This window comes from Geodermatophilus sp. CPCC 205761 (genome assembly GCF_051383655.1).
In the GTDB taxonomy this organism is placed as follows: domain Bacteria; phylum Actinomycetota; class Actinomycetes; order Mycobacteriales; family Geodermatophilaceae; genus Geodermatophilus.
Map to the genome: position 1 here is coordinate 1 of NZ_JALPKQ010000057.1, position 19,872 is coordinate 19,872.

At 74.2% G+C, this 19,872-nt stretch carries 18 protein-coding genes and 2 tRNA genes; 7 read left to right on the forward strand and 13 right to left on the reverse strand.

Going from position 1 to position 19,872, the window contains the following annotated elements:
• Nucleotides 1-132: 132 nt before the first annotated feature.
• The gene (locus MY526_RS23675) at nucleotides 133-2,004 is read right to left on the reverse strand and encodes a putative bifunctional diguanylate cyclase/phosphodiesterase (RefSeq protein ID WP_436694493.1); all 1,872 of its coding nucleotides are present in this window, start codon (nucleotides 2,002-2,004) and stop codon (nucleotides 133-135) included.
• Between the two features lie 135 nt (nucleotides 2,005-2,139).
• On the opposite strand from MY526_RS23675, the gene MY526_RS23680 reads away from it, so the two are divergent.
• A complete protein-coding gene (locus tag MY526_RS23680; protein ID WP_436694494.1) occupies nucleotides 2,140-2,787 on the forward strand; it encodes a haloacid dehalogenase-like hydrolase in 648 nt (215 codons plus the stop codon).
• Nucleotides 2,788-2,847: 60 nt separating this feature from the next.
• Nucleotides 2,848-3,861, forward strand: coding sequence for an NADPH:quinone reductase (locus MY526_RS23685; protein ID WP_436694495.1), 1,014 nt, complete (start codon nucleotides 2,848-2,850; stop codon nucleotides 3,859-3,861).
• Between the two features lie 51 nt (nucleotides 3,862-3,912).
• Here the strand turns inward: MY526_RS23685 and MY526_RS23690 are convergent, their stop codons facing one another.
• From MY526_RS23690 to MY526_RS23700, 3 genes are read right to left on the reverse strand one after another with little or no spacing between them, the layout of a single operon-like run.
• Nucleotides 3,913-5,067 carry an acyl-CoA dehydrogenase family protein gene (locus MY526_RS23690; protein ID WP_436694527.1) on the reverse strand — a complete coding sequence of 385 codons (1,155 nt, stop codon included), beginning with the start codon at nucleotides 5,065-5,067 and terminating at the stop codon, nucleotides 3,913-3,915.
• A gap of 5 nt (nucleotides 5,068-5,072) precedes the next feature.
• The gene (locus MY526_RS23695) at nucleotides 5,073-7,067 is read right to left on the reverse strand and encodes a biotin carboxylase N-terminal domain-containing protein (protein ID WP_436694496.1); all 1,995 of its coding nucleotides are present in this window, start codon (nucleotides 7,065-7,067) and stop codon (nucleotides 5,073-5,075) included.
• A 43-nt stretch (nucleotides 7,068-7,110) separates the two neighbouring features.
• A complete protein-coding gene (locus MY526_RS23700; protein ID WP_436694497.1) occupies nucleotides 7,111-8,724 on the reverse strand; it encodes a carboxyl transferase domain-containing protein in 1,614 nt (537 codons plus the stop codon).
• Nucleotides 8,725-8,780: 56 nt separating this feature from the next.
• On the opposite strand from MY526_RS23700, the gene MY526_RS23705 reads away from it, so the two are divergent.
• Nucleotides 8,781-9,377: an SACE_7040 family transcriptional regulator gene (locus MY526_RS23705; protein ID WP_436694498.1), complete on the forward strand. Its 597-nt coding sequence runs from the start codon at nucleotides 8,781-8,783 to the stop codon at nucleotides 9,375-9,377.
• Between the two features lie 105 nt (nucleotides 9,378-9,482).
• Here MY526_RS23705 and MY526_RS23710 read toward each other — a convergent pair whose 3' ends face one another.
• Both MY526_RS23710 and MY526_RS23715 read right to left on the reverse strand, forming a co-directional pair.
• The gene (locus MY526_RS23710) at nucleotides 9,483-11,282 is read right to left on the reverse strand and encodes a hypothetical protein (protein WP_436705203.1); all 1,800 of its coding nucleotides are present in this window, start codon (nucleotides 11,280-11,282) and stop codon (nucleotides 9,483-9,485) included.
• Nucleotides 11,283-11,425: 143 nt separating this feature from the next.
• Nucleotides 11,426-12,643: a hypothetical protein gene (locus MY526_RS23715; RefSeq protein ID WP_436694500.1), complete on the reverse strand. Its 1,218-nt coding sequence runs from the start codon at nucleotides 12,641-12,643 to the stop codon at nucleotides 11,426-11,428.
• A gap of 149 nt (nucleotides 12,644-12,792) precedes the next feature.
• Here MY526_RS23715 and orn point away from each other — a divergent pair, with 149 nt between their 5' ends.
• Both orn and MY526_RS23725 read left to right on the forward strand, forming a co-directional pair.
• Nucleotides 12,793-13,470, forward strand: a complete 678-nt coding sequence (gene orn / locus MY526_RS23720) for an oligoribonuclease (protein ID WP_436694501.1) — start codon at nucleotides 12,793-12,795, stop codon at nucleotides 13,468-13,470.
• Between the two features lie 67 nt (nucleotides 13,471-13,537).
• A tRNA-His gene (locus MY526_RS23725) sits at nucleotides 13,538-13,613 on the forward strand.
• A 113-nt stretch (nucleotides 13,614-13,726) separates the two neighbouring features.
• On the opposite strand, the gene MY526_RS23730 is transcribed toward MY526_RS23725, so the two are convergent.
• The 3 genes from MY526_RS23730 to MY526_RS23740 form a co-directional block, all read right to left on the reverse strand.
• The gene (locus tag MY526_RS23730; protein ID WP_436694502.1) at nucleotides 13,727-13,975 is read right to left on the reverse strand and encodes a helix-turn-helix domain-containing protein; all 249 of its coding nucleotides are present in this window, start codon (nucleotides 13,973-13,975) and stop codon (nucleotides 13,727-13,729) included.
• Nucleotides 13,976-14,112: 137 nt separating this feature from the next.
• On the reverse strand, nucleotides 14,113-14,697 hold the full coding sequence (locus MY526_RS23735; RefSeq protein WP_436705204.1) for a hypothetical protein: 585 nt from the start codon (nucleotides 14,695-14,697) through the stop codon (nucleotides 14,113-14,115).
• A gap of 880 nt (nucleotides 14,698-15,577) precedes the next feature.
• A complete protein-coding gene (locus tag MY526_RS23740; RefSeq protein ID WP_436694504.1) occupies nucleotides 15,578-15,886 on the reverse strand; it encodes a hypothetical protein in 309 nt (102 codons plus the stop codon).
• Between the two features lie 204 nt (nucleotides 15,887-16,090).
• On the opposite strand from MY526_RS23740, the gene MY526_RS23745 reads away from it, so the two are divergent.
• Nucleotides 16,091-16,336, forward strand: coding sequence for a hypothetical protein (locus MY526_RS23745; protein WP_436694505.1), 246 nt, complete (start codon nucleotides 16,091-16,093; stop codon nucleotides 16,334-16,336).
• 1 nt (nucleotide 16,337) lies between these two features.
• Here the strand turns inward: MY526_RS23745 and MY526_RS23750 are convergent, their stop codons facing one another.
• From MY526_RS23750 to MY526_RS23765, 4 genes are all read right to left on the reverse strand, one after another.
• Nucleotides 16,338-16,616, reverse strand: coding sequence for a MoaD/ThiS family protein (locus MY526_RS23750; RefSeq protein ID WP_436694506.1), 279 nt, complete (start codon nucleotides 16,614-16,616; stop codon nucleotides 16,338-16,340).
• Nucleotides 16,616-17,698 (reverse strand): WD40/YVTN/BNR-like repeat-containing protein, encoded by a 1,083-nt coding sequence (locus tag MY526_RS23755; RefSeq protein ID WP_436694507.1) that lies wholly within the window; start codon nucleotides 17,696-17,698, stop codon nucleotides 16,616-16,618. The genes MY526_RS23750 and MY526_RS23755 overlap by 1 nt, the downstream gene beginning before the upstream one ends.
• Before the next feature lie 75 nt (nucleotides 17,699-17,773).
• A complete protein-coding gene (locus MY526_RS23760; RefSeq protein WP_436694508.1) occupies nucleotides 17,774-18,253 on the reverse strand; it encodes a hypothetical protein in 480 nt (159 codons plus the stop codon).
• Between the two features lie 80 nt (nucleotides 18,254-18,333).
• On the reverse strand, nucleotides 18,334-19,518 hold the full coding sequence (locus tag MY526_RS23765; protein WP_436705205.1) for an Ig-like domain-containing protein: 1,185 nt from the start codon (nucleotides 19,516-19,518) through the stop codon (nucleotides 18,334-18,336).
• 175 nt (nucleotides 19,519-19,693) lie between these two features.
• Between MY526_RS23765 and MY526_RS23770 the strand changes: the two genes are divergently transcribed.
• Nucleotides 19,694-19,766, forward strand: a tRNA-Lys gene (locus MY526_RS23770).
• Nucleotides 19,767-19,872: the final 106 nt, after the last annotated feature.

Here is a 19,872-nt window from a genome sequence, read left to right on the forward strand (position 1 = left end):
CCCGCCCGCCAGCGCACCACCGAGTACGGCACCCCCACCGCCGAGCGGATGGCCACCGCCCGCACCGAGGAAGGCCGCCGCGCCCTCACCCTCTCGATCACGCCGGTGTGACCCGGCCGGCGACGGGGTCCGTCAGCGGCGGGCCAGCGGCGCGGGCCTGCGGGACACGGGCGCAGCGGCGATCGCCGGCTGCGCCGCGGGGGTCTGGACGCCAGCGGGCTGCGGGCGGCCGAACAGGAAGCCCTGGGCGTGACTGCAGGCCAGCCCGCGGAGGGCGGCGTGCTGCTCCGGGGACTCGACGCCCTCGGCCACGACATCCAGGTGCAGGCTGCGAGCCAGCTCGATGATCGAGGCGACCAGGGTCGTCGTCCGGCCGCCGGTGCCCAGGTCCTGGACGAAGCTGCGGTCGATCTTGACGATGTCCGCGGGCAGCCGGCGCAGGTAGGACAGGCTGGAGTAGCCGGTGCCGAAGTCGTCGATGGCGATGCGGACGCCGAGGGCCCGCAGCGCCAGCAGCTGCGTGACCACCTGGTCGACGTCCCGGACCAGCACGCCCTCGGTGACCTCGAGGGTCAGCTGCCGGGCGGGCAGGCCGCTGTCGGCCAGCGCGGCGCGCACGGTGGCGACCACGTCGTCGTCGGCCAGCTGGCGCGGCGAGAGGTTGACCGCGATGCCGATGGGCCGGCGCGCCGCCGCGGACCACGCGGCGGCCTGACGGGTGGCCTCGGCCAGCACCCAGCGGCCGATGTCGACGATGTGCGCGCCCTCCTCGGCCAGCGGGATGAACTCCACCGGCGGCACCAGCCCTCGGGTGGGGTGGTGCCAGCGCAGCAGCGCCTCGTAGCCCGTGGTCACGCCGGTCGCCAGGTCGATGGTCGGCTGGTAGTGGACCTCGAACTGTCCGGCCGGGATGGCGCCGGCGAGGTCCTCGAGCAGCTCGGCCTTGTTCCGCGCCGCCTGCGCCATGCCGTCGGCGTAGTGCACCAGCCGGTTCTTGCCCAGCGCCTTGGCCATGTACATGGCGAGGTCGGCGTTGCGCAGCAGCGTGACGGCGTCCCGCTCGCCGGCGGTCTCGGTGCCGGCCACGCCGACGCTGACGTGCACGGCCAGCGGACGCCCCTCGACGGCGACCGGGTCGGTCAGGGTCAGGAGGATGCGCTCCCCCACCGCCTGGGCGACCTCCGGCCCGCCGTCCACCATGACGGCGAACTCGTCGCCACCGAGCCGGGCGACCCGGTCGCCGGGACGGACACAGCCGGCGATCCGCTTGCCGACGGCGACCAGCAGCCGGTCGCCGGCCGCGTGGCCGCGGGAGTCGTTGACGTCGCGGAAGTCGTCGACGTCGAGCAGCAGAACGCTGACGGTGCGGGTGTGCCGGGCGAGCAGCCGGTCGGCGTCCTCCACCAGCTGGGTGCGGTTCGCGAGTCCGGTCAGCGTGTCGCGCAGACCCTGCTGCTCGTTGAGCCGCCACGCGGCCAGGTGGGCGAGGCTGGAGGCCAGCACGAAGGCGCCGTGGACCGCCGCCCAGGCCCAGGAGTTGTGCGTCGCGGCCTCGTGGCCGAAGACGGCGTGGGGTGCCAGGTGACCGACCAGGCCGTGGTGGCCGAGCACCACGACCAGCGCGACGCCGAACGGCAGCCAGCTCTGGTAGAGCGAGACCACGCCGATGACGACGAAGAAGTGGAAGTGCGCCTCGGTGAGGCCGTCGAACAGCGCGACGACGGCCATCGACGCCGCGAGCAGGCTGACCGTCGTCGCACCGGACTGCAGGCCGCGGGCGGCTCCGGGCAGCACCAGGAACAGCAGGGGGTAGCCGACGGCGAACACGGTGAACACCGTGGTCAACAGGTCGGCTCCGGTGGCAGGGGCGACCAGGCCCAGGGCGGCGGCCTGCAGCCCCGCGATCCACACGATCACGCGGTGGCGGCGCCGCCAGACCTCGTCGGGCAGCATCCGACCCTGGGGGAGCAGCGCGGCGAGCCGGCTGGAGAGTGTCGGGTGCACGTCTGGGTCATCGGCCGGACGGCGGCCAGGTGCAGTGTTCCGGGCCACGACCACCCCGAAGGGGGCAGACCGGCGCGGGCCGCGGAATCCCCCGGGCAGGTTTCCGCCACCACGGGAGCCCGGTACTCCCCTGGCATGGCCCCGACCGTCGTCGTCGACCTCGACAAGGTGCTGCTCTCCGGCGACGCCTCGACACTCTTCCTCGCCGGCCGGTTGCGGCAGTCGCCGCTGCGGGTCCTGCCGCTGCTTGCCGCGGCCCCCCTGCTGCTGCCCGGCTCGGCGCTGCCCTGGACCCGGCCGCAGGCCGCCCGCCTGCTCACCCGGCTGGCGGTGGGTGGGCGGTCGGCTCCGGACGTCGAGGCGGTGGCCGACGCCTACCGCACGGCACTGACCCGCCGCCCGGAGGCCGCCGTCGCCGAGGCGATCGCGTGCGTGCGGGCGCACCGCGCGGCCGGGGACGAGGTCGTCGTCGCGACCGGCTGCGAGGAGACGATGGCGCGCGGGTTCCTCACCGCGGTCGGCCTGGGGGACGTCGACGTCGTCGGCTCGACCGGGTCGCTCGTACCGCCCCGGGTGCGGCGCGCGATGGGCGCGACGAAGGTGCAGATGCTGATCGACCGCGGGTACCCGCCCCCGTGGGTCGCCGTCTACAGCGACAGCGACTCGGACCTGCCGCTGTTCGCCGGCACGCCACGCCCGGTCCTGGTCAACGCCGACGAGCGGACCGCGGCGCGGGTGACCCGGGTGCTGGGCCGCCGTCCGGAGACGGTCACCTGGCGCTGAGACGACGCCGCCGTCCGCCCACGGTCGCCGCGGGAGCCGCGAGCGGGTAGGCAGGGGTCCGTGCGAGCCATCGTCTACACCGAGAACGGCGATCCCGACGTCCTGCGGCTGGTCGACCGGCCCAGCCCCGACCCCGGCCCCGGAGAGGTGCGGGTCCGCCTGGCCTTCGCCGGGGTCAACCCCACGGACTGGAAGCGCCGCCGCACCGCGCCCCCGGACCCCGGCGGGCAGGTCCCCGGCCAGGACGGGGCCGGCACGGTGGAGGCGGTCGGCCAGGGCGTCGACCCGGCGATCGTCGGTCAGCGGGTGTGGGTGTGGGAGGCGGCCTGGCAGCGGGCGCACGGAACGGCGGCCGAGCACACCGTCGTCCCCGTCCGGCAGACCGTGCTGCTCGGCGGGGACGCCTCCCTGCAGCTGGGCGCCGCCCTGGGCATCCCGTTCCTCACCGCGCACCGCTGCCTGACCCTCGGCGAGTCGGTGCCCGACCGGCTCGGCCCCGGGACCCTCCAGGGCCGGACGGTGCTGGTCGCCGGCGGCGCGGGCGCGGTCGGCAACGCCGCCGTCCAGCTGGCGCGCTGGGCCGACGCCACGGTGATCACCACCGTCAGCAGCCCCGCGAAGGCACAGCTGGCCGCGGCCGCCGGCGCCTCACACGTCGTCGACTACCGGCGGCAGGACGTCGTCGAGGAGGTCCGCAGGATCGCCCCGCACGGGGTGGACACGATCGTCGAGGTCTCCGCGGCCCGGAACGCCGGGATCGACGCCCAGGTGATCGGGCGGCACGGCGCGGTGGCGATGTACGCCGACGACGGCGGCGCCGAGGTCACCATCCCGGTGCGGCTGCAGATGAACGCCAACGCCCGCTGGCAGTTCGTCTTCGTCTACACCGAGCCGCGGCGGGCCAAGGAGCTCGCCGTCGAGGACGTCAACGCCGCCGTTCTGGACGGCGCGGTCCGGGTCGGTGAGGACGCCGGGCTGCCGCTGCACGTGTACCCGCTGGCCGAGACCGCGCAGGCGCACCGGGCCGTCGAGGAGGGCGCCGTCGGCAAGGTGCTGATCGACGTCACGGCCTGAGCTGTCGGAGTGGATCCGTGGGCGTGACACCCACGGATCCACTCCGACACGTCAGCCGACGCCGAGGTCGCGGGCGATGAGCATCCGCTGCACCTCGCTGGTCCCCTCGCCGATCTCCAGGATCTTCGCGTCGCGGTAGAACCGCCCGACCGGGAACTCGTTCATGAACCCGTAGCCGCCGTGCACCTGGGTGGCGTAGCGGGCGTTGTCCATCGCCACCTCGGAGCTGTACAGCTTGGCGATGGAGGCCTCGCGCTTGAACGGCTCGCCGCGCAGCATCTTCTCCGCGGCCCGGTAGTACGCCAGCCGCGCGGTCGAGGCGCGCACCTCCATGTCGGCGATCATGAACTGGACGGCCTGGTTGCGGCCGATCGGCTGCCCGAACGCCTCGCGCTGCCCGGCGTACTTCACCGACTCGTCCACGCACCCCTGCGCCAGGCCCACGGCCAGCGCGGAGATCGCGATGCGCCCCTCGTCGAGGATCGACAGGAACTGCGCGTAGCCGCGGCCCCGCTCGCCGACCAGGTTCCCCTCGGGCACCCGGCAGTCGCTGAACGAGAGCTCGCGGGTGTCCGAGGCGTTCCAGCCGACCTTCGAGTACCGCTGGCCGACGGTGAACCCGGGCGTCCCCGACGGGATGGCGATGGCGGAGATCTCCTTGCCGCCGTCCGGCCGGGTGCCCGTGACCGCGGTGACGGTGACCAGCTCGGTCAGCTCGGTGCCGGCGTTGGTGATGAACGCCTTCGAGCCGCTGACCACCCAGTGCCCGTCCTCCAGGCGCGCGGTGGTGCGGGTGGCACCGGCGTCCGAACCGCCGCCGGGCTCGGTCAGCCCGAACGCGCCCAGCGCCTCACCGGAGCACAGCCGCGGCAGCCACGCCCGCTTCTGCTCCTCGGTGCCGAACCGGTAGATCGGCATGGCGCCCAGCGAGACCCCGGCCTCCAGCGTGATCGCCACGGAGGAGTCGACCCGCGCCAGCTCCTCCAGCGCCACGCACAGGTCGAAGTAGGTGCCGCCCGAGCCGCCGTACTCCTCGGGGAACGGCAGCCCGAACAGGCCGAGCTCCCCCATCTGCCGCACGATCGCGGTCGGGAACTCGTCGCGCTCGTAGAACTCCCCGATCTGCGGGGCGATGACCTCCTGGGCGAACTGGCGGACCGTCTTCCGCAGCGCCTCGGTCTCCTCGTCGAGCCGGTAGTCCAGCATCCGGGTCACTCCCCCTCGTCGGCGGCCGATGGGGTCACCACGGCCACCCGCTCGTCCAGCCGGACCTGTTGGCCCGCTGTCACGCCGAGCTCGGTGACCGTCCCCGCGACGGGGGCGGTCAGCACGTGCTCCATCTTCATGGCCTCGACGACCAGCAGCGGGGTCCCCGCCTCCACCTGGTCGCCGACGACCGCGCGCACCACCGTCACCGTCCCCGGCATGGGTGCGCTGACGACGCCGTCCCCTCCGGCGCCCTCGGCCGCCGTGTGCAGGCGCTCGTGCTCCCGGAAGGCGGTCACCCGGCCCTCGGCCGCCAGCCACACGTCGCCCCCGGCGTGGACGACGAGGTACCGCCGGGTGACGCCGTCCAGGGTCACCGCCAGCTCGTCGCCGTCGCGGACCGCCCGCGCGGGCACCGGCTCCCCGTCCTCCACCCGGACGACGGCGTCGGCCGCGCGGCCGCGCACCCGCACGGTCACCGGCGCACCGCCGGCCGCCTGCAGCCGGCGCACGGTCCAGGCCGGCTCGCCGAGCCGCCAGCCGTCGGGGACGTCCCAGCGGTCGACGACCGGCCCGGCGGGCTCGGACTCGAGGAGGAGCGCCAGCGCGGCGGCCGCGTACACGGCCTCGGACGGCGGCCCGACGGCGGTGAGCGCCTCGCCGCGCCGCTCGATGAGGCCCGTGTCCAGCCGCCCGGCGACCACGTCGGGATCGGTGAGCAGGGCGCGCAGGAACGCGGTGTTGGTCGGCACGCCCAGCACGGCGGTGTGCCCGAGCGCGCCGACCAGCCGGGCCCGCGCGGTCTCCCGGTCGGGGCCGTGCGCGATCACCTTGGCCAGCATCGGGTCGTAGTCGCTGCCGACGACGGAGCCGACGGCCAGCGAGGTGTCCACCCGCACCCCCGCGCCGGCCGGTTCGCGCAGGCCGAGCACGGTGCCGGCCTGCGGGAGGAAGCCGCGGGCGGGGTCCTCGGCGTAGAGCCGCGCCTCGACGGCGTGCCCGTCGAGCCGGACGTCGTCCTGACCGAACGGCAGCCGCTCCCCCGCGGCCACCCGCACCTGGAGCTCCACCAGGTCCAGCCCGGTGACGCACTCGGTGACCGGGTGCTCGACCTGCAGCCGGGTGTTCATCTCGAGGAAGAAGAAGTCGCTCGACCGCTCGGCGTCGACGATGAACTCCACCGTGCCGGCTCCGGTGTAGCCCACCGCGCGGGCGGCCCCGACGGCGGCGGCGCCCATGGCAGCCCGCTGCGCGGGATCCAGCAGCGGCGAGGGGGCCTCCTCGATGACCTTCTGGTGCCGGCGCTGCAGGCTGCACTCGCGCTCACCGAGGTGGACGACGGTGCCGTGCGCGTCGCCGAGCACCTGCACCTCGATGTGCCGGGCCGAGCCGATGTAGCGCTCCACGAGCAGGGTGTCGTCGCCGAAGGAGCCGCGGGCCTCGCGCCGGGCGGCGGCGATCGCGTCACGGAGCTCCGCCTGCGACCGCACCACCCGCATGCCCTTGCCGCCGCCGCCGGCGCTCGGCTTGAGCAGCACCGGGAAGCCGGCCTCGACCGCCGCGGCGGCCACGGCGTCGTCGTCCATGCCCGGCTCGGTGCGGCCGGGGACGACCGGCACGCCGGCCGCCGTCACGGTCTGCTTGGCGCGGATCTTGTCGCCCATCGCCTCGATCGCGGCGACCGGCGGGCCGATGAAGACGATCCCCGCCTTCTCGCAGGCCCGCGCGAACTCGACGTTCTCCGACAGGAAGCCGTACCCGGGGTGGATCGCCTGGGCGCCGGTGCGGGCGGCGGCGTCCAGCACCCGCTCGATCGACAGGTAGCTGTCGGCCGCCGGCGCCGGGCCGATGGGGACGGCGACGTCGGCGACGTGCGTGTGCAGCGCGCCGGCGTCGGCCGCGCTGTACACGGCGACCGACCGGATGCCCATGGACCGCAGCGTGCGGATCACCCGGACCGCGATCTCCCCGCGGTTGGCGACCAGGACCGTCTCGAACACGCTCAGCTCCCCGTTCCAGGGGCGGAAATGGCCATTTCTGCCCTCACATCCGGAAGACGCCGTAGCCGACGTCTTCCAACGGGGCGTTCGCGCAGGCGGACAGGGCCAGGCCGAGCACGGTGCGGGTCGAGGCGGGGTCGATGACGCCGTCGTCCCACAGCCGGGCCGTGGCGTAGTACGGGTGGCCCTGGTGTTCGTACTGCTCGCGGATCGGCGCCTTGAACGCCTCCTCGTCGGCGGCCGGCCACTGCTCGCCGCGGGCCTCGAACCCGTCGCGGCGCACCTGGGCCAGCACCGACGCCGCCTGGTCCCCGCCCATCACCGAGATGCGGGCGTTGGGCCAGGTGAACAGGAAGCGGGGCGAGTAGGCCCGGCCGCACATCGAGTAGTTGCCCGCCCCGAACGAGCCGCCGATGACGACGGTCAGCTTCGGCACCCGGGCGCAGGCGACGGCGGTGACCATCTTGGCGCCGTGCTTGGCGATGCCGCCGGCCTCGTAGTCGCGGCCGACCATGAACCCGGAGATGTTCTGCAGGAACAGCAGCGGGATGCTGCGCCGGTCGCACAGCTCGATGAAGTGCGCGCCCTTGAGCGCCGACTCGGCGAACAGCACGCCGTTGTTGGCGACGATCCCGACCGGATGGCCGTGCAGCCGGGCGAAGCCGGTGACCAGCGTCTGCCCGTACAGCGGCTTGAACTCGGCGAACCGGCTGCCGTCGACCAGCCGGGCGATGACCTCGCGGACGTCGTAGGGCGTGCGGGAGTCCGGCGGCACCACCTCGTACAGCGACTCCGGCGGGTGCAGCGGCTCCTCGGCCGGTTCGACGTCCCACGGCCGGGGGCTGCGCGGGCCCAGGGTGCCCACGATCTGCCGGACCAGCTGCAGGGCGTGCGCGTCGTCCTCGGCCAGGTGGTCGGTCACCCCGCTGACCCGGCTGTGCAGGTCGCCGCCGCCGAGCTCCTCGGCGGTGACCACCTCGCCGGTCGCCGCCTTCACCAGTGGCGGGCCGCCGAGGAAGATCGTGCCCTGCTCGCGGACGATGACCGCCTCGTCGCTCATCGCCGGCACGTAGGCCCCGCCGGCGGTGCACGACCCGAGGACGGCGGCGATCTGCGGGATGCCGGCCTTGGACATCGTCGCCTGGTTGTAGAAGATCCGGCCGAAGTGCTCGCGGTCGGGGAAGACCTCGTCCTGCATCGGCAGGAACGCCCCGCCGGAGTCGACCAGGTAGACGCACGGCAGCCGGTTGTGCAGCGCGACCTCCTGGGCGCGCAGGTGCTTCTTCACCGTCATCGGGTAGTAGGTGCCGCCCTTGACGGTGGCGTCGTTGGCCACCACCACGCACTCCCGGCCGGCGACCCGGCCGATGCCGGTGATGATCCCGGCGGCCGGCGCGTCGCCGCCGTAGAGCCCGTGCGCGGCCAGCGGCGAGAGCTCCAGATACGGGCTGCCCGGGTCGAGCAGGGCGTCGACCCGCTCACGGGGCAGGAGCTTGCCGCGCTCGACGTGCCGCTGCCGGGCCCGCTCCCCGCCGCCGAGTGCGACCCGCTGCAGCTGCGCGGCCAGGTCGGCGGCGAGCTCGGCGTGGGCGGCGGCGTTGCGCGCGGCGGCCGCGGCGTCGGCGGTCGGGGTCCGAGCCAGCACGGGGGCGTCCACGGGCCGATGTTAACGACCGTTCACGCTGTGGGTCAACGCGCGTTAACATCTCGTCCGTGACCGAGGTCGACACCGCCCTGCACGCCGACGCGACGCGGCCGTCGCGCCGCGAGCAGATCCTGCGGGCCGCCGCGCAGCTGTTCGCCGAGCGCGGGTCGCGCGCCGTCGGGGTGGACGACGTCGGGGCGGCCGTGGGCGTGACCGGGCCGGCGATCTACCGCCACTTCGCCAGCAAGGACGCGATGCTGGCCGAGATGCTGCTGCGGATCAGCGAGCGGCTGCTGGCCGGCGGCACCGCCAGGGTGGCCGCCGCGGGCGAGGACCCGCTCGTCCAGCTGCGCACGCTGATCGCGTTCCAGGTCGACTTCGCGCTGGACAACCCGGCCCTGATCACCGTGCACGATCGCGACCTGGGCTCGCTGCCCGAGGAGGACGCCGCGCAGGTGCGCCGGCTGCAGCGGCGCTACGTCGAGGTGTGGGTGGGCGTGCTGGGCCGGCTGCACCCGCACACCGACGCCGACGTCAGCCGGGCGCGGGCGCACGCGCTGTTCGGGCTGGTCAACTCGACGCCGCACAGCGCCGGCCGGTTGCCCCGCGACCGGATGGCCGCGCTGCTCGCCGCGATGGCCGAGGCCGCCGCCACCGGCTGCTGAGGCGCCGCGCACCGATGTGAGGCGGCCGCACCCGACTGAGGCAAAGGAAGCTCTGCCCACGTCTGGCGGCGCCGGACGTGGGAACAGCTTCCTATGCCTGGGGCGTCAGCCGGCCGTGGGCTCCGGCATGGGCAGGACGAGGGCGGTCGAGGCGAGGACGTCGAGGTCCGCGGCGGTCCCACCGGCACCCGGCGCCGCCCAGGCGGTCTCGACGATGGTCACGGTGCTCCCGGAGACCGCGCTGGCGTACTCGGCGCCCGACAGCTGCTCCGGACCCCCGCCGTAGCGCACACCCTCGCGCAGCAGGTCGCTGACGTTGCCGCTGCCGTTGCGGTCGGCCAGCGCGCGCACCGCCCGGGCGCCGGCGGTGTCGGGCATCGCCACGACCGACACCGACACGACCGCGGGTCGCCCCCCGACGTCGCTCGAGTACAGCGCCCGGGACAGGCCCGCGCAGTCGGTGTCGGCGAAGAAGTCGGCCACCGCGCCGTAGGCGTTGCCGGCGCAGGTCGGGTCGGCCTGCACGGCCTGGACGACGAACGTCCGGCCGTCGACGACCTCGCTGTCGCCCGGCCGGGGCCCCGTCTCCTCCTCGGCCGGCGGGGTCGAGGCCGACGCCGCCGACGTGCCGGCCCCGGGTGTCGCCGGCGGCTCGTCGTCCGTGCCGAGCAGCAGCGCCCCGCCGATCCCGAGGACGGCGACGACCAGCAACGCTGCCACGACCAGCAGCACGGTCCGCCGGGACGACGGCGGGCGCCGGCGCGGGCCCACCAGGGGCACGTCGTCCGGAGGGGCGGCGCGGGGCGCCGGCGGCGCGGGTGGCGCCGGCGGAGCGGGTGGCACGGCCGCCGGGGCGGGCTCCGGGTCGGCCGGCGCGGCGTCGGTGAACAGGCCGCCGATGCCGCCGGTCTCCTCGACGGCCACGCCGGCCGTCGGCCCGACCAGCGTGTCCTGGTGGACGGGCACCGCGGGATCGGGGCGGACCTCCTGCGCGGAGGCCGGTCCGGCGACCGCGACCGGTTCCGCACGCTGGGCCAGGGCCTGCGCGACCGCCGCATCCCGCGCGGCGGCGGCCCTGGCGGCGGCCTCCTCGTCGGCGCGGATCGCGGCCGCGGCCACCGCCGCGGCGGCCGCGGGGTCGACCAGCGGCCGGCCCGCCGGGGCGTGCGACCCGGACCAGGACGGCGTCTCCGGGACGGCCGGACGCGGTGCGGCGTTCATCGCCGCGGGCGCCAGCAGTTCGGGGGTGCGGAGGACGTACGGCGAGTACGGGAACCCCTCGCTGTTGAGCTGCTGGACCGACGGGCCGCGACCGGGCATCCCGAGCGCCTCCAGGGCGGCCCGCACGTCGGCCGTCGTCCAGAGCCGGGGGTTGTCGACGCCGGTGTAGCGCGCCGCGCGGGCGATGCCGAGCAGCAGCGAGCGCGGCTCGAGCAGGGCGACCTGGTCGCCCTCGCCGAGGTCGCCGTCGGCCGGCACCAGCCCGGTGAGCTCGCCGACGAGCACGGTGAGCCGGGCGATCCGGCCCGGTTCCAGCCCGGCGCGGCGCAACCGGACGGCGGCGTCCATGCCGGCGCGCATGAGGCCGTCCAGCGGGGTGGAGCCGCCCCCGGCCAGTTGCAGCACGTCGCCCGGCCCGGCGTCGGGCCCGATCGTCCAGGCGCCGTCGGGCGAGGTGGTCACGACGCCGCTCTGCCGCACGACCTCCACCACGCGGACGACGGCCAGCCCCTCGGGCACGAAGAGCACGGCGTCGGAGATCCGGCGCTCCATCGGCCCGTCGACGACGGGGACGGAGGCGACGACCGCGCCGCGGACGGCCCCGCCGGTGTCCCACCGGGCCAGTTCCGCGAACAGCGCTCGCTCCCCCGCCGTCTGCAGCGGCATGGGGGTGAGGGGCAGCACGTCGTCCTCCGAGCGGGGTGTGGGGAGCGAGAGGCGGTCCGGGACCGCGCGCGGCTCCGGGTCGGCCGCGGGCCGGTGCGACCGGCGTCCGGCAGGGGCCCGTCAGCCCGACGTTACGTCATGTGACGGGCCGGTCCGGAGCGTCAGCGGGTCGGCGTGGCGCCCGGCAGGAGGGCGTGGTCGCCGGCGCGCCCGGGCTCCACCGGCAACCGCCACGCGGCGAGCCAGCGGCTGCGGTCGAGCACGTCGACCGCCGTCCACAGGAGCGTGAACGTGGTGCCGACCAGCAGGACCGACCACCACGTCCAGTCCCACGGCGGCAGGAAGCCCGCCGCGTCCTGCACCGCGCCGGCGGCGTAGAAGACGGCGGTGACCAGCGGCCCGGCCAGCCACCCGGGCACCCGCCAGGTGACCGCGAGGTCGATCGCGACCGCGCCGACGACGAGGACGACGGGCAGCACCGACGGCGGGAAGTCCATCGCGACCAGGCCGAGCCACATCACCGCGCGGTAGGCCAGGTAGGTGGCCGCGATGGCCGTGGCGGTCCAGCGCAGGCCGACGAGCTTGCGGGCGACCACGAGGGCGAGCAGGCCGGCGCAGAGCATCCACGCCGGGTGCACCCAGGAGGGCACCGGGAGCATGAACATCTGCGGCGTCTGGCCCTGGGCGGCGGCGAAGTCCAGCAGCTGCGGCTCGGCCGTCGTCCGCCCGGCCTCGTAGGCCTCCAGCGAGAGGACGCCGTACTCCTGGTGCTGGTTGGGGAAGACGACGTTCTCGACGAAGAACAGCCACAGGCCGAGGGAGACCAGGTCGCGGACCCGGCCGGGCGCGGCGTACAGCCACCAGCCGCGGATCGCGCCGGCCAGCATGATCGCCGTCCCGATGTAGAGCAGGGCGTGGCTGGGGCTCCAGCTGGTGATGTCCAGCCCGTTGATCCGGTGGTTGAGGATGTCGATCGGGATGGCGACGAGGAAGGTCGCGATGCCGGCCTGCATCAGGCGCAGCGCCCGGCGGTCCACGCCGTGCCCGCTGTAGCTGTGGAAGACCACCAGCGCGATGACCACCGCGGTGCCGGCGGAGTTGAGCAGGTGGGGCGGGGCGAGGTCGTCGCGCAGCCAGCGGAAGTGCCAGGAGACGTCCCACGACGAGCCGAGCATCTTGAGCAGGAAGGCGCCCAGCCACGCGGTGTAGATCCAGCGCAGCTCCTGCTGCGTCGTCGGCCGGCCGGGCTGTCCGGGCGTCATGTAAGCCGGCCAGAGCCAGCGGAGGGCGGCGACGGGGTGGCGCAGCGCTGCGGTCAGGGACCCCGGAGCCGCGGGGACCACTCGGTCGGGCGCGACGGGTGCGGCGGCAGGGGGCACGGCAGAACTCCTGGTGTCGGGGCTGGCGTCCCCGAGCCTAGCCGCGGAGGACCCCGTTTCCCGACCCTCGACTGGCACTGGTGCGCCGGGTGCGGTAGTGGGCGGACGCGCGGGGCGGACGTGGCGAACGGGACGTAGGGTCGGCGGACGTGGCGGAGAGCGCGGGGCACCTGGTCTGGATCGACTGCGAGATGACGGGGCTGGACCTGACCCGGGACAAGCTCATCGAGGTGGCGGTCCTGGTCACCGACTCCGAGCTCAACGTCCTCGACCCGGGCCTCGATCTGGTCATCTCCGCCGACGACGCCGACCTCGACGGCATGGCCGACGTCGTCACCGAGATGCACGCGAAGTCCGGCCTGACCGACGCCGTCCGGGCGGCGACGCTGACCGTGGCCGAGGCCGAGCAGCAGCTGCTGGCCTACGTGAAGCGGTTCGTCCCCGAGCGGCGGGCGGCCCCCCTGTGCGGCAACTCGATCGGCACCGACCGCGGCTTCCTCGCCCGCGACATGCCCGAGCTTGACGACCACCTGCACTACCGGATGATCGACGTCTCCTCGATCAAGGAGCTGGCCCGCCGCTGGTTCCCGCGGGTCTACTTCGCCCAGCCCCAGAAGGGCCTGGCCCACCGCGCGCTCGCCGACATCATCGAGTCGGTGCGGGAGCTGGCCTACTACCGGCAGACGCTGTTCGTCGACGCTCCCGGCCCCGCCACGACCGAGGCGCAGGCCGCGTCGGCCCGGGTCACCGAGTCCTTCGCCGCCTTCTTCGCCGCCGAGGACGCCGGCGCCGCGGAGGAGCCACCCCCGGCCGCGTCCGACCTCTGAGGTCCTCCGGTATCGTTGTCCCGGTTCCCCGGTCGACCGCTCTCGCCAGCGGCCGGCCGGAGACGTGGTGGGTGTAGCTCAGCTGGTAGAGCACCAGGTTGTGATCCTGGGTGTCGCGGGTTCGAGCCCCGTCACTCACCCCACGTGGAGAGGCCCTGACCGGTCCGCCGGTCAGGGCCTCTCCTGGCGCAAGGTGCTCGATGTGGTCGCGGCCGGCACGCCCAGGTCGGCGCCGAGCCAGGCCGGACCCCGACGCTCAGGGCTGCAGAGCTCGACGACGGTCCTCCACCTCGGCGGCGGTGCGTCGCGGACTGGTGTGCGGGCGGCTGGACCGGTCGACCAGGCCGGCCTCGCCTTCAACCTCATAGCGGCCGATGCCGGTCCGCACGCACTTGCGCGAGAGCCCCATCGCCGCGGCGATGTGCGCCTGGCGCCGGCCGGCCCGGTAGCGGGCGATGATCAGGAACCGGCCGTGCACGGTCGTGCGGGCATTACCGTGGGACACGAGAACCTCCGAGCGGCGGTGGGCCTTCGACAAGCCACACTCCACTCGGAGGTTCTCCCGCGTTCAAGCCAGACCGCTGTCACCAACGTTCTGGCCGGGTACAGCTGATAGCAGTTGTTGGAGCCGGCTGGGCCGCCTCAGCTGGCCGAGGGCGTTGGCCGGGTCTCCCACTCAAGCTGGATCTCGGCGGCGCGCCGTTTCAGCACCGGGAGGTCGATGAGGCGCAGCTCGAAGGAGCGCAGGTCCTTCCGCAGCCGTTCCGCGAGGTCTGGGTGCCCCTCCTCGTCAAGTTGCGACCTCAGCTGAGAGAGGCCCTTCAGGAACTTCGACTGTTCCTGCTCACGCACCTGCGCCGCGGAAGCCGCCGCCTCCTCCGCAGCCTTTGCAGCCCTCTGTCTCCGGCGCACGTCACTGATCGCGAGGCCTCCGCCGAGCGCGATGACCCCGGCGGCGGGGGCGGTCATACTGCTCAGGATGTCCCACCGATCGTCGGCGAGGAAGACAGCCAGCCCGCCGCCGCCGCCGAGGACGATGTCGGACCAGGTTCGGAACCGGTCGAAGTAGCCAGCAGCCGTCGTCGGAGTCTGACTCTCAGTCGCCGCCGCCTGCGCTGACGTGTCAGACGACGCTGCCGGCGCCTCTCCGTTGCTCTCGGCGGGTGATGCCTGGGCGGCTGACGTTGTCGCCTCGGGCGCGGCTCGCGAAGATGGCTGCACTCTCACCCTGGCCCGCCCACCTTCGCTTCCAACCGCCGCACTCGTTCGCTCAAGCCGCGAACCTCCTCGAAAGCCATCCGGTGCTGCGTTCGCCGCTCGTCAGCGGCGTGCTGCAGCCGGCGCAGTCGCCGGCGCCCGGCCCACAAGGAGACGTACGTCCCCCAACCGATCACGGGGATCCACCACGGCACCTGCGCGACGTAGTTGTCCGCGATGAAGACAGCGGCCAGAGCCGTGAGCCAGGCGAGGTCCAGCCTGGGACTGCGTTGCTCAGCCGCCATTGAAGGTGCCTTCGTCGTTTCGGGTCTGCGTCCCGCCCAGCGCCGAGCGGCACTCCGCGGTGCCGCGATGATGGCATGAACCCGCGTCCGTCGGAACAGGGCGTGAGCAATGATGTTCATCGCGTGGCTTCAGTACCTTTGGACTCAGATCAGCGCCACTAGGTGGGCCGCACCAACCCTGTGCGTCGGAGCTGTGTCGAGTTCCGGATGCGGGCGAGGACTGAGCCCACGCCCCCCACCAGGCGGGCGAGCGCGGAGCGTCCGCCAATGAAAGGCAGCCGCTCAGTAAGACCCACCCCCCGGCCACCGCGTCGACGTTGTGGCGAACCGGTGTCACCGCGCCGAGCGGGTGACCGAGTCGTCGGCCGGTCCTCGCGGCCTTGACCAGCCGTGACCTGTGCCTCCGACGGCCCGGGACGGTCCAGAGCCGCCGGCCGCTGTCCGTCCGGCGTACTCAGAGAACACGGTGCGCGGCCATGTGCGGAGGCGGCAGCGGAAGCTCGCCACCCCGGACCGGGACGGCGTCGTCGACCGCGCCCGCAGGCTGGGCCTCCTGTAGCGCGTGCGCGACCGGTTCGCCGGTCAGGGCCTCTCGCCGTCGCGGCTCAGGTCCCCACCTCGAGCCGCACGCCGTCGGCTGCCAGCCGGTCGGCCAGGTCGGCGAGGAGCCGGGCGGCGTCGGGATCGACGGTGGCCGGCGGCCGGATCAGCACGGTGATGTGCCGGTGGCCGCACCGCTCCAGCGCGAGGACCGTGCCGCACAGCAGCTCGGCGCCCACCCGGTCGAGGTGGCCGCGGGTGCGGATCGCACCCCGCGTCTGGTCGACCGAGGCGGTGAAGATCGGGGCCTGCGGGTACGCCGCGGGTGGCACCGAGCTGCTCGCAGGAGTGGTCTCCACCACGTTGGAGTGCATGAAGAAACAAGTAGGCCACGGAACTCGTCAGTTCCAGGGTCTTCCGGCCCTGCCCAGGTCCGCAATGGGCCGCGGGCACAGCAGAGACGACCGCGCGGCCGGCCGCCGGGTGGCCACGTGCCCGGTGGGACGGCAGTGACGGCTGCGCCGAACACGCCTCCGCAGGTGCTGGTCGCCCCCGCCCGGCCTGGCGACCCTGGGGGCATGACTCTCGCCTACTCCTATGGGACCGCTCACGCCGTCGTGATGGTCGGCTCGGTGGGCAGCGCCGAGGGGCTCCAGCCGCGGCAGATCGGGCCGGCGCACGCGACGATCGGGAAGGTGACCGGCCGCAGCCGCAAGGCGCTGTGCGGCGCCTACGTCGCGGTGGACGAGCAGACGATCTGGCCGCCGGAGGGCTACGAGAACGCGCAGCTGTGCGCGGAGTGCACCACCCTCGCCGCCCTGTAGGTCAGCCGCCGGCCACCGACGGGAGCACCTGGACGACGGCGCCGTCGGGCACCGCGGCGTCCAGCCCGCCGGTGAACCGGACGTCGTCGCCGTCCACGTAGACGTTGACGAACCGCCGTATCGCCCCCGCCTCGTCCCGGATCCGCCGGTCGAGCCGGGGGTGGTCGGCCGCCACCGCGTCCAGCAACTCGGCGAGCGTCCCGCACCGCTCCACGTGCAGGTGCTTCGCGCCGCCGGCGAGGTCGGCCAGGACGCCGGGCAGCACCACCTCGACCGACATCACGGGATCCGGGCCGCGCGCACGACGAGGACGTCGGGCAGGTGGTCGGCGACGAGGGTGAAGGACTCCCCCTCGTCGGCGCTGGCGTACACGCAGCCGTCGCGGGTCCCGACGTAGATCCCGGTGGGGTCGCCGTCGTCGGCGCAGAAGCCGTCGCGCATGACCGCTGCCCAGAACCGGTCGGGCAGGCCGGTGCTCAGCTCGGTCCAGGTCTCGCCCGCGTCCCGGGTGCGATGCACCCGCAGCCGACCGCCCGGGGGGACTCGCTGCATGTCGGCGACCAGCGGCACGACCCAGGCGGTGCCGGGCGTGACCGGCGAGGCGACGATCGGGAAGCCGAAGTCGGCCGGGAGGCCCTCGGCGATCGAGGTCCAGCTGCCTCCGGCGTCGTCGGTGCGGAAGACGCCGAAGTGGTTCTGCGCGTACATCCGGTCGGGGCCGGCTGCGTCGACGGCGACCTTGTGCACGCACTGCCCGTACTCCGGCGGGGGCTCGGGCATGAACACCGCGCTGATCCCGCGATTGCGCGGCGCCCACTGCTGCCCGCCGTCCTCGCTCACGTAGACCCCGCCGGTGCTCATCGCCACCGTGACCCGGTCCGACGCCGGGTCGGGCAGCACCGTGTGCACCGCGCCTCCGCCGCCGCCGGGCTCCCAGGTCGGCCGGTGCGGGTGGTCCCACAGCCCACGGACCAGGTCGAAGCTGCAGCCGCCATCGGTGCTCCGCCACAGCGAGTGCGGCTCGCAGCCGGCCCACACCACCTCGGGCCGGTCGGCGCTGTCGGGGCGCAGCTGCCAGACGCGGGCCAGGGCGGCACCGGAGTCCTCGGGGAAGCGGATCGCGCCGGAGTCGGTCTCCTGCCAGCTGCCGCCGAGGTCGTCGGACCACATGACGGTCGGGCCCCAGTGGCCGTACTGGATGCCGGCGAGCACGCGCGGCTGCGACCGGCGGGTGTCGATCGAGACCGCCGCGACCTCCTGGGCGAGCAGGTGCGGCTCACCCAGCGTCCAGGTGCGGCGGTCGTCGTCGCTGCGGGCCAGCCACAGGCCCTTGCGCGTACCGATGGCGAGCAGGTCGGTCATGACGCCCCTCCGGGTCCGGCGGACGGGGCGCAGCGTGCGCCCCTCGAGGGGTCAGACCCCCCGAGGGGCGAGAACTCACCGGCGGGTGGCGCCACCCGTGGGCTGGTCGGGGCCGGCGGACTCGGCGGTCCGGCCACCCTCGTGCCGACCGGCGTCGGGACCGGTGCCGTCGTACCGGGCGGCGTCGCGCCGCTCGTGCTGGTCGTGCTGATCGGCCAGACCGGGCGCCAGCTTCTCGGCCTTCGCCCGCAGCTGGTCGGCCGCCGACGCGTGCTCCTGCGCCTGCGCGTGCCGTTGTGCGGCCTCCTGCTCGGCGAGCCGGGTGCGCTCCTCGACCTCGGCGCGCTCGCGGCGGGCGCGGGCGGCCTGTTCCTCGGCGGCGGCGCGCTCCTTCTCCGCCTGCACGCCGCGCATCTGCGCCTCCTGCAGGTGCTCGCGGGCCTGTTCCCGCTTGCGGGCACCGTTGATGCGGTTGCGCTTGGCGAGCATCAGGGCCAGCAGCGCGAGCAGCACCACCGCGACCACGACGATGAGCACGATCACCCAGGTGTCCACGGCACTCTCCTCAGCTCGGGGACCGGAGTGATCACTGCCCGCGGGAGAGCCGGCGAAACGCCGGGACGACGACCGTCAACTCACTTGAGCGCGCTGCCGGCCTGCCACTCCTCCCACGGGATCGTCCAGTCGTAGATGTCGGAGCGCAGCGTGCCGGCGCTGGAGTTGCGGATCTCGACGACGTCGCCGGGCTGCGTGAACTCGTAGAACCAGCGGGCGTTGTCGGTCGAGACGTTGATGCAGCCGTGCGAGACGTTCTCCCGGCCCTGCTGCGCCACCGACCAGGGCGCGGCGTGCACGAACTCACCGCTGTCGGACAGCCGGACGGCGTACTCGACGGGGGTCCGGTAGCCCTCCGGGCTGTCCACCGGCACGCCGTAGGTGCTGGAGTCCATGACCCGGTCGCGGTTCATCTCGGTGACCACGTGGGCGCCGTTGTAGCTCGGGTTGTCGGGGCTGCCGGCGCTCATCGGGAAGGTCTGCACCAGCTGGTCGCCGTCGTAGACCTCCATCGTGTGCGTCGCGGCGTCGGCGACCGAAACGTGCCGCTCGCCGACCCGGAAGGACACCGCGCGGTCCTTCTCGCCCCACACACCCTCGCCGAGCGCGACGCCGTACAGGTTGGCCTCGAGCGTGACGTCGGTGTTCTCCGGCCAGTACTGGGACGGCCGGAAGTGCACCTCGGTGTCGCTGAACCAGTTCCAGACGCCGTCGGTCGGCGTGGTGCTGGTCACCAGCAGGTGGCTCTCGACGGCGGCCTTGTCGGCGACCGGGTCGTCGAACCAGACGCGGATCGGCATGCCGACGCCGACGGTCTGGCCGTCGAGCGGGCCGACGGAAGGGGTGGAGAGCGTCTGCGGGGTGACCGTCGTGAACGTCGTCGCGGCCTCGACCGGCTCCTCGTCCTCGCCCTCCGCGGTGGCGGTGAGGGTGTAGCTGGTCCCGTAGGCCAGCGGGCTGTCCGGGGTGAAGAGGTCGGTGGCGGGGTTCCCGGGCGCGTCGGCCACCGTCCCGCTGACCTCGGCACCGGCGCCGTCGACGACGGTGACCTCCGTCAGCTCGCCGTCGGTGACGGAGATCTCCAACGGCACGACCGGCGAGACGTCGGCGGACCCGTCCGCCGGCGCCACCGTGACCGACGCTGGGGTGGTCTCGACTGTGGGCTCGGCCGCCGCCGACGCCCCGGACGCCCCCTCGTCGTCGCCCGAGCACCCGGCCACCAGGACCAGGAACCCCGCTGTGACCAGCGCGGCTGTCCGTCGCATCGTGATCCCCTCCGCATCGTCGGTGGCCGCCCCCCGGCCGGCCACCAGCACCGGCCCCCAGTGTCCCTGGCGGAAGCGGAACGTCGACGGACGCCGGGCCCGGGGACCTCCCCACGGCGGGCCGGACGGCGCTGGTATCGTTCTCCCTCGTTGCCCGGCGCGAGTCGGACGACACGCGCCATTAGCTCAATTGGCAGAGCAGCTGACTCTTAATCAGCGGGTTCGGGGTTCGAGTCCCTGATGGCGCACTTGTTCACAGACTTCAGGTCTCTGACCTGCAGGTCTACCCGACGTCCTCTCTCCGGGATGGTCGCTGTCCCTGCGAGACCATCGAAAACGTCTCCGTGTGCCGAT